The following is a 16,018-nucleotide window of genomic DNA, read 5'->3' on the forward strand; positions in this document are numbered from 1 at the left end:
CGGCCGGCACATACCGGTCCTTAGGCGAAACTGCATTTACCAGCCCACAAAAACACACCTACACTAGTCATAACCGCCGCCGCACGATTGGAACCGCCATGATTGCCCCCGAATTCAACGGAACCCCCAGCACCGAGGAATACCGCGCCTACCTGGCGCTACTGCTGCGCGAAGTCTTCATCGGCACCGCAGAAACGGTTCCCCTCTACCACGCGGCAGGACGCATCCTCGCCCAAGACGTCACCGCACGCATGGACGTACCCAGCTTCGACAACTCCCAAATGGACGGCTACGCCCTCACCGCCGAAGCCGCAGAACGCGAAGACCGCATCTTCACCGTCGGACGCGAAATCCCCGCTGGCCGCCCCCTCCAACGTTCCCGCTCCTCTGACGACCTGACCTACCCCATCATGACCGGCGCGCCCATGCCTAAGGGCTACGACGCCGTCATCCCCGTCGAACAGTCTGAACGCATCGAATATCCCGACCTACCCGAGTCCTTCGGCCGCCCCAGCGAAAAGGTCAAACTCGCCCCCGGCAAGCCCGGACAATTCGTGCGCCGCCGCGGCGAAGACGTCGTCACCGGCCAGGTCCTCGCACGCGCCGGTGAACGCATCACCCCCGCCATGCTTGGTGCGCTCGCATCCCAGGGCTACGCACGCCTGACCGTTGCGGCTGGTCCTCGCGTGCTCGTGTGCACCGGCGGCGACGAGATCCTCTCCGGCGTTGAAGAAGATGGAAGCGCCACCACTCAGGAACTTGGCCAGGGCCAGATTTTTGACGCCAACGGACCCATGCTCACCGCCATGCTCCGCGAAGACGGAGCGGAGGTGCGCCGCATCGCTATCGGTGACGACCCGGTAGAGCTGGTGCACCGCCTCGTAGCAGAGTACGAGAGCTTCAAACCGGACATCATCATCACCTCGGGTGGTATTAGCCACGGCAAATACGAGGTGGTCCGTAACGCCATCGCCAAGGCACACGAAGCCGATATTCTGGTGCCCGTCTCCTGGTTTGGCCACGTCAGCCAGCAGCCCGGCGGCCCCCAGGGCGTGAACCTGCTCGACTTCAAGGGCCACCGCGTGCCCATGATCTCCTTCCCCGGAAACCCAGTGAGCACGCTCATCTCGTACGCGCTGATTCTGCGCCCCTACCTGCGTGCTGGCGGTCCCTACGGTGTGCCCTACGCGGTCGCCTCCGAACAAGCGACCTTGAATAACGCACCGCGAGGCGTGCTCGTCACCGAAACCCCGCTCACCGCACCGGCGGCCAAACGCCAGTTCCTGCGCGGCACCCTCGCCATGGTCGAGGTGGAACCCGGAACCTACCGGGTGGAGCTCTACCCGGACGTCCTCTCAGGCTCGCACCTGCTGCACCGCGCCGCCCAGGCGGACGTGCTCATCGAGCTGGCGCCCGGAACCACCTACACCGGGGGAGAGGCAGTGCCCTACCACCGCATTCGCCTCACCGATAACTAAGCGAAACACACCCGCGTTCTTCCTTGCGTGAACGACAAGGAATAATTGAGACTCATACTAAGTAACGATTCGCGGCAGAAGAATACCGCGCTGAAGCCAGGAGAAACGATGACCTCTACCTCGCAGCCCAACCAGGAACTGACCCACGTGCGCGCCGACGGCTCGGCGCACATGGTGGACGTTACGGAGAAGTCGGTCACCACCCGCACCGCTCTGGCTGAGGCGACCGTGCGCACCCGCGAAGATGTTATCGCCATGATTTTTGACGCTGACCTGCCCAAGGGTGACGCGCTTCCGGTTGCACGTGTTGCCGGCATCATGGGCGCTAAGCGCACCCCGGAAATCATTCCCCTCTGTCACCCGCTGCCCCTGGGCAAAATCACGGTGGACTTTGAGCGCGGCACTGATTTCGTGCGTATTGAGGCTTCCGTGAAGACCCGCGGCGTCACCGGCGTAGAGATGGAGGCGCTCACCGCCGTCTCCTCGGCAGCGCTGACCGTTTTCGACATGATTAAGGCAGTCGATAAGCACGCCGTCATCACCGATATCCGTGTTCTGGAGAAGAGCGGCGGCAAGTCCGGCGACTGGTCCGTCCGCGATAACTCCTAAGCTACGGCGGCACACCCCCTCGTCACCTGATAGATACAGAAAAGGAATTCCAATGAGTAGCGAAGACTACACCATGCCGGAGAACCTCACCGGCCTGGTCATTGTCGCCTCCACCCGCGCAGCCCGCGGCGTGTACGAGGATAAGTCCGGTCCCATCGCCGTGGAGTGGTTGCGCTCGCGCGGCTTTGACACCCCGGACGCCGTGGTCATTGAAGATCGCGATATTGTCGAGTACTTCAACACCCTGGTGGCCGAGGGCAAGAAGAACGGTAACCTGCCGACGTTCATCCTGACCAGCGGCGGTACCGGTCTGAACTCTGATGACCAGACCGTGGAGGCGGTTCGCCCTCACCTGGATAAGGAAGTTCCCGGCATTATGCATGCCTTCTGGATGAACGGTTTGAAGAACGTTCCTGCGGCGGTGCTTTCACGCGGCGTGGCGGGCGTCATTGACCGTACCTTCGTGATGACCCTGCCCGGTTCGCGCGGTGGCGTGAAGGACGGCGTGGCGACCCTCGACCCGCTTGTTGAGCACATTTGCCGTCAGATGGAGGACTACCATGACCACTAAGCCGCAGAAGGAAGAATCCCTGGACCACTCGGGCGCGCACGGTGCTGAGCCGAGCGGCTCGACCGTGGTGTTCACCGATATTACGGAGGCGCCCCTCGAGCCGCTGTACGCGGCGGCTAAGGCTGAGGTCATGACCGACGCTATGGGTGCCCTGGTAATTTTCGACGGCATTGTGCGCAACCACGATCACGGTAGTGCGGTACGCGGGCTGTCCTATAGCGAGCATCCGCAGGCTCGTGAGTATATTGCCGAGGTTGCCGCTGAGGTTGCCGCCGAGCTGGATGGCGTGCGTCTGTGGGCTGTGCACCGCGTGGGTCCGATTGCTATTGGCGAGTCGGCTCTGACCGTGATGGCGGCGGCTGCTCACCGTGGTCGCGCGTTTGATGCCTGCGAGCTGGTGGCTGACCGGGTGAAGGCTCGCGTGCCGATTTGGAAGGAACAGGAACTGCTCGATGGAAGCATCGAGTGGGTTGGCGTGGATACTTCGTCCGTCTAGCCTTCTGAATATTCTGAATATAAGCCTGTCAGGGGGATTTCTCTCGGGCAGGCTTATTCTCCTTGAAGCTTGGACCCCTAAAATTCAAACCATCTCTACTATTTGATGCGAGGAACCCCTATGTCTTCTCACACCTCTCGTAGCGCGAGCGAGCTCTCTGCCGCTGAGCGTGCGTTCTATTCTCGTCAGCTGATTCTGCCCGAAATGGGCTACGAGGCTCAGCTGGCGCTCAAACGCGCACGCGTGGTGGTGCTGGGTGCTGGCGGTTTGGGTGCTCCCGCGCTGCTGTACCTGGCGGGTGCCGGGGTCGGTCAGATTGTGGTGGTTGATGATGACGTCGTGGATGCCTCGAATCTGCACCGCCAGGTGATTCATACGCACGCCAGAGTGGGTAATTCTAAGGCTGAGTCTGCCGCAGAGTCTTTGCGCTCGCTGAATCCTTTTATTGAGGTTGTGCCTGTGTGTGAGCGTTTGACGGAGGTGAATGTTGATGAGCTTCTGTCTGGTGCTGACCTGGTGCTGGATGGTAGCGATAATTTCGAGTCGCGTTATGTGGTGTCGGCGGCGGCTGCGCGTGCTGGAATTGCGCATGTATGGGCTGCGATTCTTGGTTTTGATGCGCAGCTGAGTGTGTTTTGGGCTGGTCGCGGTCCGGTGTATGAGGATTTGTACCCTCATGCTCCTGCTGCCGGTAGCGTGCCGTCGTGTAGTACTGCTGGCGTGGTGGGTGCTATGGCTGGCGTGGTGGGTGCTGCGATGGCCATGGAGGCAGTGAAGCTGCTGACCGGGGTGGGGGAGCCGCTCATGGGTGAGGTTGGCCTATATTCGGCATTAAGCGGAAGGTGGGAATATATACCTCTTGTAGCTAGCGTGCAAGCTGTACCTAAGAAAAGCGCTGTTTTGCCCCAAGAAACGAGTCATAAGCCCAAAAATCATGTAACAATTCGTAATATTTCTCAGGATTTTACAAGCTCTTCTGCTGACTCGAAACCCCGCTCGATGAGCGCTCAGGACCTTAAAAAGATGTCATCGGGTGAAAATATTGCCCTTTTGGATGTCCGTGAGCAGGTGGAGTTCAATGCCTTTGCGATTGACGGTGCCATTAACCTGCCCCTCACTGAATTGCTTGAAGCGGCTCGAAATGACTCTCTCAAAGCCCTGATTGAGCGTAAAATCCCCGCAAATGCCCAGAAAATCGTTATTTACTGCACCGGATACACCCGAACGGTTGAAGCGGCTCGTGAAATAGCGCCTCTGGAGGAGCGTTCTGTGTACATGCTTGAGGGGGGAATTTCCGCCTGGCTTACGGTCTAAAACACCCTTATTTCGCATGAATTAGGCAAGGTTTTTATCTCGTATTTTCTATGCCAAATTTCCGATATATTGGGCAGTATGGAACAAGCATCACAGATTAAGGGCCCGGATGGCCCCCTTACCGATCAGCTGATCAAGTTCGGTAAGTTCTTCTCCCGCTGGGATGAGACTGAAGACGGCCGCGCCGTCTTCCGTGAAGGCGGCCGCGAAGGTGACGCCTTCTACCGCGACCGTTGGAGCCACGATAAGGAAGTTCGCTCTACCCACGGCGTGAACTGCACCGGCTCCTGCTCCTGGAAGGTGTACGTCAAGGACGGCATTATCACCTGGGAAGCACAGGAAACCGATTACCCCTCGGTTGGTCCCGACCGCCCCGAGTACGAGCCCCGCGGTTGCCCCCGCGGTGCAGCATTCTCGTGGTACACCTACTCTCCCACTCGCGTTAAGTACCCCTACGTTCGCGGTCTCCTGCTGGAGATGTACCGCGAAGCGAAGGCAATCCACAACGATCCCGTGGACGCCTTCCACTCCATCGTGTCCGACCCCGCCAAGCGTGCACGCTACGTGAACGCACGTGGTAAGGGTGGTCTGGTGCGCTCGACCTGGGCTGAGGCTCTCGAGCTGATGGCTGCTGCTCACGTGCACACCATCAAGTACTACGGCCCCGACCGTAACACCGGCTTCACCCCGATTCCGGCAATGTCCATGGCGTCCTTCAGCGCGGGTGTTCGCTACATCCAGCTGGCCGGTGGCGTCATGACCAGCTTCTACGACTGGTACGCTGACCTCCCCGTGGCTTCCCCGCAGGTCTTCGGCGACCAGACCGACGTTCCCGAGTCCGGCGACTGGTGGGACGCTGCATACCTCATCATGTGGGGTGCAAACGTTCCGCTGACCCGTACCCCGGATGCTCACTGGGTCTCCGAGGTCCGCTACCGCGGTACCAAGGTTGTCACCGTGAGCCCCGACTACGCCGACAACACCAAGTTCGCTGACGAGTGGCTGCCCGCCCAGGCAGGTACCGACGCGGCACTGGCAATGGCGATGGGCCACGTCATCCTCAAGGAGAACTACGTCGACCAGCGTGTCGAGTTCTTCGAGGACTTCTCCCTGACCTACACCGACCTTCCCTTCCTGGTCACCCTGGAAACCCGTGAAGACGGCATTAAGGTTCCCTCCAAGTTCCTGACTGCAGCTAAGCTCGCTGGCGAGGCTGAGCAGCCGAACGCTGACTTCAAGCCCGTTCTGATGGACCGCGAGACCGGCGAGGTCTTCGTGCCCAACGGCACCATGGGTCACCGTTACGCTCAGGAAGACCAGGGCAAGTGGAACCTGGATTTGCAGGGTCGTAAGCCGATTCTGTCGATTCGCGACCTGCCTCAGGGCCAGACTGCAGCTGCAGAGATCAAGATGCCGACCTTCGACAACCCGAAGGGCCACGGCGACGTCATTACCCGCGGCGTGCCCGTAACCTACGTTGATGGTCACGAAGTTACTACCGTCTTCGACATCATGCTGGCACAGTACGGTGTGGGCCGTGAGGGTCTGCCCGGTACCTGGGCTAAGGACTATGAGGACTGGAACGTTCAGAACACCCCGGCATGGCAGGAGCAGATTACTTCTGTCCCCGCCGAGGCTGTTATTCGCGTTGCCCGCGAGTTCGCCAAGAGCGCCCTTGATTCCGGCGGTCGCTCCATGGTCATCTTCGGTGCAGGTATTTGCCAGTGGTACCACGCTGACACCACCTACCGCGCTATCCTCGCTCTGCTGAACCTGACCGGTTGCCAGGGCCGTAACGGTGGCGGTTGGGCTCACTACGTGGGCCAGGAGAAGGCACGTCCTCTGACCGGTCTGACCAACATTGCGAACGCTCTGGACTGGAGCCGCCCGCCGCGTCACATGATCGGTACCGGCTTCTGGTACATGCACACTGACCAGTTCCGTCAGGACGCATACTCCACCGACTACCTGCAGTCCCCGCTGGCTAAGGGCGAGCTGCGCGACGTTCACACTGCTGACGTTGTGGCACGTTCTACCCGTATGGGCTGGATGCCGTTCTACCCGCAGTTCCCCGAGAACTCGCTGGATCTGGCAGACAAGGCAGAGCAGGCAGTGGCACGCGGCGAGGCTTCCTCGAACGCGGACTACATTGCACAGCGCCTGAACTCCGGTGACCTGGAGTTCTCCGTTGAGGACGTTGACAACCCCGTCAACTGGCCTCGTACCCTGACCCTGTGGCGTTCGAACCTGTTCGGTTCCTCCGCTAAGGGTGAGAGCTACTTCCTGAAGCACCTGGTCGGTAGCATGGACAACGTCCAGGGCTCCGACTCGGAGAAGCTGCCGAACGAAGTGAAGTGGGTTGAGGACGCGCCTCAGGGCAAGCTGGATCTGCTGGTCACCTCGGACTTCCGTATGACCTCCACGACCCTGCTGTCTGACATCGTTCTGCCGACTGCTACCTGGTACGAGAAGCACGATATCTCCTCGACCGATATGCACCCGTTCCTGCACGCGTTCTCCCCGGCAATTGACCCGCCGTGGGAGGCAAAGACCGACCACGAGACCTTCAAGGCACTGGCGTTTGAGTTCAGCCGCCTGGCTAAGAAGCACCTCGGCGTCCGTAAGGACATCGTTTCGGTCCCGCTGTTGCACGACACCCCCGGCCAGATTGCTCAGCCCGGCGGTCACGCACCCGACTGGAAGAACACCCCCGGTATGGTGGGCGTACCCGGCAAGAACATGCCGAACTTCGTCACCGTCGAGCGCGACTACGGCGCACTGTACGACATGTACACCACCGTTGGCCCGCTGTTCGATAAGCTCGGTGCAACCACCAAGTTCATCACTTACGACCTGAAGGACGAAGTCGCGAAGATGGCTAAGGAATTCGGTGTGATGGACTCCGGTAAGGGCGCAGGCCGTCCGGCACTGGATACCGACGTGAAGATTTCTGAAGCAATCCTCATGATTTCCGGTACCTCCAACGGTGAGGTCGCTGTCAAGGGCTTCAAGGAGCTTGAGAAGCAGACCGGTCTGCACCTGATGGACCTGGCAGAAGGTAACGAGGAACGTCGTATCACCTTCCCCATGACCCAGGCCGCACCGCAGCCCGTGATGACCTCCCCCGAGTGGTCCGGTTCGGAGACCGGTGGTCGCCGTTACGCTCCGTTCACCGTCAACATCGAGAAGAAGAAGCCGTTCCACACCCTGACCGGCCGTATGCACTTCTTCCTCGACCACGACTGGATGCACGAAATGGGCGAGGCTCTGCCGATTTACCGTCCGCCGCTGGATATGACCGGCCTGTACAACGAGCCTGAGCTCGGTACTACCGATGGTGTTTCGGTTGCTGTTCGCTACCTGACCCCGCACAACAAGTGGGCAATTCACTCGCAGTACTTCGATAACCACTACATGCTGAGCATGTTCCGTGGCGGTCCGACTGCATGGATGAGCCCGCAGGACGCTGAGAAGATTGGCGTCAAGGATGGCGAGTGGATTGAGTGTGTGAACACCAATGGTGTCTTCGTCGGCCGTGCGGTTGTTTCGCACCGTATGCCCGAGGGCGTTTGCTACGTCTACCACGCTCAGGAGCGTATGGTTAGCCCGAAGTCTGAAGTCACCGGTAAGCGCGGTGGTATTCACAACTCGGTGACCCGTATTCTTCTGAAGCCCACCCACATGATTGGTGGCTACGCTCACCAGGCGTTCGCCTTCAACTATCTTGGACCGACCGGTAACCAGCGAGACATCGTCTCGTACATCCGTCGCCGTAAGTCCCAGGAGGTAACTTTCTAATGCGCGTTATGGCACAAGTTGCTATGGTGATGGCGCTCGATAAGTGCATCGGCTGCCACACCTGCTCCGTGACCTGTAAGCAGGCATGGACGAACCGAGCCGGTACCGAGTACGTCTGGTTCAACAACGTTGAGACTCGTCCCGGTCAGGGTTACCCCCGCCGTTACGAGGATCAGGAGAAGTGGAAGGGCGGCTGGGTGCTGAACAAGCGCGGTCGTCTGGAGCTCAAGAGCGGTAACCGCTTCCAGAAGCTCTTCACGATCTTCGCTTCCCCGATTCAGCCCGAGCTGAACGACTACTACGAGCCCTGGACCTACGATTACCAGAACCTGACCAGTGCTCCTCTGGGTGATGACTTCCCGGCTGCTAAGCCGGTCTCCCTCATCACCGGTGAGGACACCAAGGTCGAGTGGGGTATGAACTGGGACGACAACCTGGCTGGTGCGACCGAGTACGGTCACCTGGACCCGCTGGTTGAGAAGGTTCGCAAGAAGGCAGAGGACAAGATTAAGTTCGAGTTCGAGCAGACCTTCATGTTCTACCTGCCTCGTATTTGTGAGCACTGCTTGAACCCCTCCTGCATGGCTTCTTGCCCCTCCGGCGCTATCTACAAGCGCGCTGAGGACGGTATCGTTCTGGTTGACCAGGACCGTTGCCGCGGTTGGCGTCAGTGCATCACCGGCTGCCCCTACAAGAAGGTGTACTTCAACCACAAGACGGGTAAGGCTGAGAAGTGTACCTTCTGCTACCCCCGTATTGAGGCTGGTATTCCGACCGTGTGTGCTGAGACCTGTGTTGGTCGTATGCGCTACATCGGTATCTTCCTCTACGATGCAGACCGCGTGACTGAGGCTGCTTCGGTCGAGGATGAGAAGGATCTCTACGAGGCTCAGCTGTCGCTGATGCTTGATCCTTCGGATCCGGCTGTGATTGAGCAGGCTCGTAAGAACGACATCCCCGATGCGTGGATTACTGCAGCTCAGAAGTCGCCCGTGTACAAGCTGGCGAAGGAGTGGAAGGTGGCTCTGCCCCTGCACCCCGAGTACCGCACCATGCCCATGGTTTGGTACGTGCCGCCGCTGTCGCCGATCGTTGACCTGCTCAAGGAGCAGGGCCACGATGCAGAGAACAGCAACAACCTGTTCGGCGCTATTGAGTCTCTCCGTATTCCGGTTGAGTACCTGGCTGAGCTGTTCACCGCTGGTGACACTGAGGTTGTTACTAACGTTCTGCGCCGCCTGGCTGCGATGCGTTCGTACATGCGTGACATCAACCTCGGTGGCGAAGGCAACGAGGAGATTGCTCAGGCAGTTGGCATGACCGGTCAGCAGGTGTACGAGATGTACCGCCTGATGGCTATCGCTAAGTACAACGAGCGTTACGTCATTCCGAAGGCTCACATGGAGGACGCCCACAACCTTGAGGAAATGGGTTGCTCCCTGAGCGTGGATGGCGGACCCGGCATGTACGGCGATGCGTTCAACGACATGGAGGGTCGCCCGACCCCCGTGTCCACCGGTGTCTACGAGGCTAACAACAAGGTCAGCTTGTTCAGCTGGGACGGTTCTTCCCGTCCTGACGGCCTCTTCCCGAATACCACCGGAAAGAAGTAATAAGTGGCTGGATTCTTTTCCAAGCTCATGGGCAAGGCCGGTTCCGAGGCTACTGTCTCGGAACCGGCTCAGCCGGAGAATCCGTTCGATATCGATTACGGTCCCGGCGAGGATAAGGACTCGGTGATTTACCAGGTGAGCGGTATGCTCCTGGGCTACCCCGATGAGGAAACTCTGAAGGTTCTGCCTGAACTGGTGGAGATTACCGCTTCCACCCAGGATGAGGCTTTCATTGCTGCCGTTGATGCGGTTCAACAGTGGCTGACTTCTAAGGACCTGGAGGATGTGCAGTCCGAGTACGTGCAGGAGTACGACCTTTCGCGTCGTCATTCTCTGCATCTGTCCTACTGGACCGATGGCGATACCCGCCGCCGTGGTGAGACTCTTCTGCGTTTTAAGCAGATGTACCGCGACTCCGGTATGTTGACCGTTTTGAATGGTGAGCTTCCGGACTACCTGCCGCTGGTGCTGGAGTTCTGTGCGTTGGTGGATCGCCGTAAGGGCCGTTCCGCTTTGCAGGCGTACCGTCCGTCCCTTGAGCTTCTTCGTCTGTCCATGAAGGACGGAAATCTGCCCCACTACGGGTTGTTGCAGAGCATCTGCGATACCCTTCCTGGCGTCTCTCCGCAGACTCAGGAGGAGGTCCAGAAGATGGCTGGCTACGGCCCTCCCGTCGAGACTGTTGGCCTGAATGGCTACGCTGATCATCAGCTGCTCCAGCAGGCTTCGGCTCGTTCTAACTAGTTTTATCCCTTGTGAGGAGACAACACGTGTACGTACTTGCTTCTGAGAACGCAGGACATGCTGCACAGGCTGTAGCCGATCCGGGTATTGTTGACATCCTGCTGTGGGGCGTTCTGCCCTATGTTGCACTGGTCATTCTGATTGGTGGCACCATTTGGCGTTACCGTACTGACCAGTTCGGATGGACTACCCGCTCGTCCCAGGTCTATGAATCGAAGCTGTTGCGCATCGCTTCGCCCCTGTTCCATTACGGTCTTGCGGCCGTTTTCCTTGGCCACGTTGGTGGTCTGGTGGTGCCTAAGGCATTCACCGACCTGGTCGTTTCGGATGACACTTACCACATTGTGGCGCTGGTCGGCGGTTCTGTTGCTGCGGTCGCAACCATTGTTGGTATGTTCGTTCTGATTGGTCGCCGTGTTTCGAACTCTCGTGTGCGTTCGGCTACCACTCGTAATGACGTTTTCATGTATGTCGTTTTGGTTCTGGTGATTCTCGCCGGTACTGCGGCTACTCTGATTTCGGCAGTGAACCCCTCGGGCGGTTTGCCTCCGGTGAATGGTCACGAGGTTCACTTCAACTACCGTGAGACCATTTCTGTGTGGTTCCGTTCGCTGTTCTACTTCCACCCTGAGGTAGCTTTGATGGTGAATATTCCCGTGGCTTTCAAGATTCACATCGTGGTGGCTATGGTTCTGTTCATCATTTGGCCCTTTACCCGCCTGGTGCACGCACTGACTGTGCCCCTGCACTACCTCTTCCGCCCCTACACCGTGTACCGCTCTCGTGGCGGCCAGCGTGTTGGTGCACGTCGAGGTTGGGATCCGGTAGGTACTCTCCCGCGTGAGCGCGCCGACCGCTAATACACATATCCATATTGCAAAAGAGGAAATATGAGCACCCCTGTTGCACCGAGCTACGACCTGAAGAATGGTCAGCTCCGTAACGTTCTGCTGGCAACGTTCATCTCGACCATCGGCTTCTGGGCTTGGACTATTGTTGGTCCGCTGGCCAAGCTGTACGCCAAGCAGATGCACTTGGACGCTGGTATGACCAGTGTTCTGGTGGCTATGCCGATTTTCATCGGCGCTATCGGCCGTATTCCCGTTGGTGGTCTGACTGACCGCTACGGTGGTCGTATTATGTTCACCGCTGTTCTGGCGATTAGCGCACCCCTGGTCTTCCTGGTTGGTGTTGCTGGTCAGATGAACTCGCTGCCCATGCTGCTTGTTGTGGCGTTCTTCCTGGGTATTGCGGGTACCGTGTTCGCTGTGGGTATTCCCTTCAGTTCCGCATGGTATGACGCTTCCAAGAAGGGTTTTGCGACCGGTGTGTTCGGTGCCGGCATGGTGGGTACTGCAATTTCTGCATTCGCTACCCCCCGCCTGGTGCAGGGTATTGGTTACTTCCAGACTCACGTTCTGATTGCTGTTATCTGTGCTGTAACCGCTGCTATCTCTTTCTTCTTCTTGAAGGATTCTCCGGCAACCATCGGCCGTGAGGTTACTCCGCTGATGCCGAAGATTGTTCAGGCATTCAAGGTGAAGACCACTTGGCAGCTGTGCTTCCTCTACGCTGTTGTGTTCGGTGCGTTCGTGGCATTCTCGAACTACCTGCCCACTTACCTGAGCAACATCTACAACTTCAACGCTAACGACGCTGGTATGCGTGCGGCTGGCTTCGCGGCTGCTGCCGTGATTGCTCGTCCCTTCGGTGGTGTGCTGGCTGATAAGTTCGGTCCGAAGATTATCACCCTCATCTCCCTGGGTGGTGTGGTGATCCTGGCAGTTATTACCGCGTTCCAGCCTGATGCTGAGCACGTGTATGGTGCTGTTTTCATCCTGATGGCTGCTCTTCTGGGTCTGGGCCACGGCTCGGTCTTCGGCTGGGTGGCTCGTGCGGCTGATCCGAAGAACGTTGGTGCGGTGTCCGGTGTGGTTGCTGCTGCTGGCGCTCTGGGTGGTTTCTTCCCGCCGCTGGTGATGGGTGCAACCTACAACCAGGCTGAGAACAACTACTTCATCGGTCTGATGCTGCTGGCTGTGACTGCGGCTCTGGCTTTCCTGTCGGCATTCCTGGTGCCGCACGGTGGCAAGCCCAACCACGCTAAGTAGGTTCTTCTAGTACATCCTTCTGCAGGATGTATGCGAAGTTTGCTTTGACTGAGTCCGGCTCGTTTTCTCTTCGGAGGGAACGAGCCGGACTTTGTGCTTTTTTGCTGTTTTGTCGTCTGACAGGGGTGGGCTTTGGCGGGGCAGAAGAGTTTGATGTTTGGGCATGTCGAATGTTGGTAAAGCTAGCGAAACTTTGTGGAGATGTGGGACACTTTAAAGTGTTCGACTCGTCGCAATAGCGCGACGTGACCCCTCTACGGTTTGCGCCGACCAATAGGAGAATCCTATGTCCTTTATTGATCGTCATCTCGGCCCCCGTTCCGCAGACGCAGAGCAGATGCTCGAAACCCTGGGATACTCTTCCCTGGATGCGCTGATGGACGCTGTCGTCCCCTCCCAGATTCGCCTTGACGGCGAATTGCAGTTGCCTGCTCCGCTGTCGGAGCATGAGGCTCAGGCAAAGATCGCCGGCTATGCTGCGAAGAATAAGGTTCTCGCCCAGATGATTGGTGCCGGATACTACGATGCAGTAACTCCCGCAGTTCTGCGCCGTAACATTCTGGAAAACCCCGGTTTCTACACTTCTTACACCCCGTACCAGGCTGAGATTTCTCAGGGTCGTCTGGAGGCTCTGCTGAACTTCCAGAACACCGTGATGGAGCTGACCGGCCTGGAGATTGCAAACTCCTCCCTGCTGGATGAGGCGTCAGCAGTGGCTGAAGCAGCTGTCATGATGTACCGTGCAAACCGCAAGGTGAAGAATGGCTTCTTCGCGATTGACTCCCGTTGCCTGCCTCAGGTTATTTCGGTGACTCGCGGCCGTGCAGAGATGCTCGGCATTCCCTTCGTCATTACTGATTTCTCTGAGGGTCTGCCTGAGGGCGACCTGTACGGTATCGTCCTGGCGTACCCCGGCAATGAAGGCGATATTCGCGATATTGAGCCGCTGATTAAGGCCGCTAAGGAGCGTAACGCCCTGGTCACTGTGGTCGCTGACCTGTTGGCTCTGACCCTGCTGAAGTCTCCGGGTGAGCTGGGTGCTGATATCGCAGTTGGTAACACTCAGCGTTTCGGTCTGCCCTTCTTCTTCGGTGGCCCCCACGCTGCGTACATGGCTGTTCACAAGGGCATGGAGCGTACCATGCCTGGCCGTCTGGTGGGTGTTTCTAAGGATTCGGCTGGTAAGCCTGCGTACCGTCTGGCTCTGCAGACTCGTGAGCAGCACATTCGCCGTGAGAAGGCTACTTCCAATATTTGTACTGCTCAGGCTCTGCTGGCGATTGTTGCTGGTGCTTACGCGATGTACCACGGTCCTGAGGGTCTGCGCGCTATCGCGAACCGCCTGCACACTAATGCCGCTCGTGTTGCTACCGCGCTGAAGGCTGCGGGTTACGGTATCGCTCACGATACTTTCTTCGACACCGTTGTGGTGGAGGCTGCTGGCCGTGCTGACGAGCTGGTTGCGAAGGCTCTGGACGCTGGCGTGAACATCCGCCGCTTCGACGAGAACCGTGTTGGTATTTCCGTGGGTGAGTCTCACGGTGAGGAACTGCTCAAGGGTCTGGTCGAGGCTCTGGGCGGCACCCTGGGCGAGGCAGATGCACAGTACGATCTGCCCGCTGAGCTGCTGCGTACCGATGACTACATGCAGCACCCGATTTTCCACAAGTACCGTTCCGAGACCGAGATGATGCGCTACCTGCGTCACCTCGCTGACAAGGATCTGGCACTTGACCGCACCATGATTCCGCTGGGTTCGTGCACTATGAAGCTGAACGCGGCCGCTGAGATGGAGCCCATCTCCTGGCCTGAGTTCGCGAACATTCACCCGCTGGTCCCGGAGGATCAGGCTGAGGGCTGGCACGAGCTGATTAAGGACCTGACTGAGTGGCTGGTTGCTATTACCGGTTACGATGCTGTGTCCCTGCAGCCGAACTCGGGTGCAACCGGTGAGTACGCTGGTCTGCGCGCTATCCGTTCCTTCCACGAGGCTAACGGTGACCACGAGCGCGATACCGTCCTGATTCCGCTGTCTGCTCACGGCACCAACGCGGCATCTGCTGCTCTGGCTGGTCTGAAGGTTGCCGGTGTGGCAACTGCGGCTGACGGCTCGATTGATGTTGATGACCTGAAGGTCAAGATCGAGAAGTACGGTCCCAAGGTTGCCGGCATCATGATTACCTACCCCTCCACCCACGGTGTGTTTGAGGAGCAGGTTGCTGAGGTTTGCCAGCTGGTTCACGAGGCTGGCGGCCAGGTGTACGTGGATGGCGCGAACCTGAACGCTCAGATGGGCTTCGCTCAGCCCGGTAAGTTCGGCGGCGACGTTTCGCACCTGAACCTGCACAAGACCTTCTCCATTCCTCACGGTGGTGGCGGCCCCGGTGTTGGCCCGCTGGCTGTTCGTGAGCACCTGGCGAAGTTCCTGCCCGGCGACGCATACCGCGCTGACTCTGAGGGTAAGCTCCCCAACGATGCTGCACTGCCGATTTCGCAGGCGTTCTTCGGTTCTGCCGGCGTTCTGCCGATCAGCTGGATGTACATTGCGATGACTGGTGCTCAGGGTCTGAAGGACTCTTCGCAGTACGCGGTTCTGAACGCTAACTACATTGCGAAGAAGCTCAACGACAAGTACCCGGTGCTGTACACCGGCCCCGGCGGTCTGGTCGCTCACGAGTGCATCCTGGACCTGCGTCAGCTGACCGATCAGTCTCACGTGACTGCTGAGGACGTCTGCAAGCGTCTGATGGACTTCGGCTTCCACGCTCCGACTCTGGCGTTCCCGGTTCCGGGCACCCTGATGGTTGAGCCGACTGAGTCTGAGTCGAAGGAAGAGCTGGACCGCTTCATTGAGGCAATGGAGACCATCTACGACGAGATTATCGAGGTGGCTGAGGGCAAGGTCGCTGTGGATGATTCGGTTCTGCGCAACGCACCGCACACCGTTGATGTGGTGAGCGCTGATGAGTGGGATCGCCCCTACAGCCGTACTCAGGCAGCTTTCCCTGTCCCGAGCCTGCGCGCTAACAAGTACTTCACCTCGGTGGGTCGTATTGATGGCGCTGGCGGTGACCGTAACTTCGTGTGCGAATGCCCCCCGATGGAGGCTTTCGACCTGGAAGCATAAGGAGCCTGTAACGCTCCTGGGTAGGCTGTAGCGGTCTACCTGCCTCACCCGTCCTCAGGTTTCTGGGGGCGGGTGGGGGTCGCCTCCGCAGCGTATCTCGTGTCTGTGGGGGTGAACTAAATCTACGACGATTGAACGATAACAGCACAAGGCTGTG

The 16,018-nt window shown here is 58.7% G+C and carries 11 protein-coding genes; all 11 read left to right on the plus strand.

What is annotated here, in order from left to right; all coding sequences use genetic code 11:
* Positions 1–98: 98 nt before the first annotated feature.
* The 11 genes from HMPREF2845_RS02155 to gcvP all read left to right on the plus strand — a co-directional run bounded on the left by HMPREF2845_RS02155 (position 99) and on the right by gcvP (position 15,861).
* Complete coding sequence (locus tag HMPREF2845_RS02155; protein ID WP_044150194.1) at positions 99–1,478, plus strand: molybdopterin molybdotransferase MoeA; 1,380 nt, start codon at positions 99–101, stop codon at positions 1,476–1,478.
* A gap of 108 nt (positions 1,479–1,586) precedes the next feature.
* Positions 1,587–2,087 (plus strand): cyclic pyranopterin monophosphate synthase MoaC, encoded by a 501-nt coding sequence (gene moaC, locus HMPREF2845_RS02160; RefSeq protein ID WP_049353351.1) that lies wholly within the window; start codon positions 1,587–1,589, stop codon positions 2,085–2,087.
* A gap of 52 nt (positions 2,088–2,139) precedes the next feature.
* A complete protein-coding gene (locus tag HMPREF2845_RS02165) occupies positions 2,140–2,658 on the plus strand; it encodes a MogA/MoaB family molybdenum cofactor biosynthesis protein (protein ID WP_005508377.1) in 519 nt (172 codons plus the stop codon).
* Positions 2,648–3,154, plus strand: a complete 507-nt coding sequence (locus HMPREF2845_RS02170) for a molybdenum cofactor biosynthesis protein MoaE (protein ID WP_049353350.1) — start codon at positions 2,648–2,650, stop codon at positions 3,152–3,154. The genes HMPREF2845_RS02165 and HMPREF2845_RS02170 overlap by 11 nt, the downstream gene beginning before the upstream one ends.
* A gap of 120 nt (positions 3,155–3,274) precedes the next feature.
* Complete coding sequence (locus tag HMPREF2845_RS02175; RefSeq protein WP_070633775.1) at positions 3,275–4,468, plus strand: ThiF family adenylyltransferase; 1,194 nt, start codon at positions 3,275–3,277, stop codon at positions 4,466–4,468.
* A gap of 78 nt (positions 4,469–4,546) precedes the next feature.
* Entirely contained in the window at positions 4,547–8,266 is a 3,720-nt protein-coding gene (locus HMPREF2845_RS02180; RefSeq protein WP_049353783.1) for a nitrate reductase subunit alpha, read from the plus strand.
* Positions 8,266–9,879 (plus strand): nitrate reductase subunit beta, encoded by a 1,614-nt coding sequence (gene narH, locus HMPREF2845_RS02185; protein ID WP_005504921.1) that lies wholly within the window; start codon positions 8,266–8,268, stop codon positions 9,877–9,879. Before HMPREF2845_RS02180 ends, narH begins: the two co-directional genes overlap by 1 nt.
* Positions 9,880–9,882: 3 nt before the next feature.
* Complete coding sequence (narJ, locus tag HMPREF2845_RS02190) at positions 9,883–10,623, plus strand: nitrate reductase molybdenum cofactor assembly chaperone (RefSeq protein ID WP_005504922.1); 741 nt, start codon at positions 9,883–9,885, stop codon at positions 10,621–10,623.
* 26 nt (positions 10,624–10,649) lie between these two features.
* Positions 10,650–11,483 carry a respiratory nitrate reductase subunit gamma gene (gene narI, locus HMPREF2845_RS02195; protein WP_049347293.1) on the plus strand — a complete coding sequence of 278 codons (834 nt, stop codon included), beginning with the start codon at positions 10,650–10,652 and terminating at the stop codon, positions 11,481–11,483.
* 30 nt (positions 11,484–11,513) lie between these two features.
* The gene (locus HMPREF2845_RS02200; protein ID WP_049353781.1) at positions 11,514–12,734 is read left to right on the plus strand and encodes an MFS transporter; all 1,221 of its coding nucleotides are present in this window, start codon (positions 11,514–11,516) and stop codon (positions 12,732–12,734) included.
* 286 nt (positions 12,735–13,020) lie between these two features.
* Positions 13,021–15,861, plus strand: coding sequence for an aminomethyl-transferring glycine dehydrogenase (gcvP, locus tag HMPREF2845_RS02205; protein WP_070633776.1), 2,841 nt, complete (start codon positions 13,021–13,023; stop codon positions 15,859–15,861).
* Positions 15,862–16,018 lie beyond the last annotated feature (157 nt).

It is taken from the genome of Rothia sp. HMSC065B04 (genome assembly GCF_001812285.1).
GTDB lineage: Bacteria > Actinomycetota > Actinomycetes > Actinomycetales > Micrococcaceae > Rothia > Rothia mucilaginosa.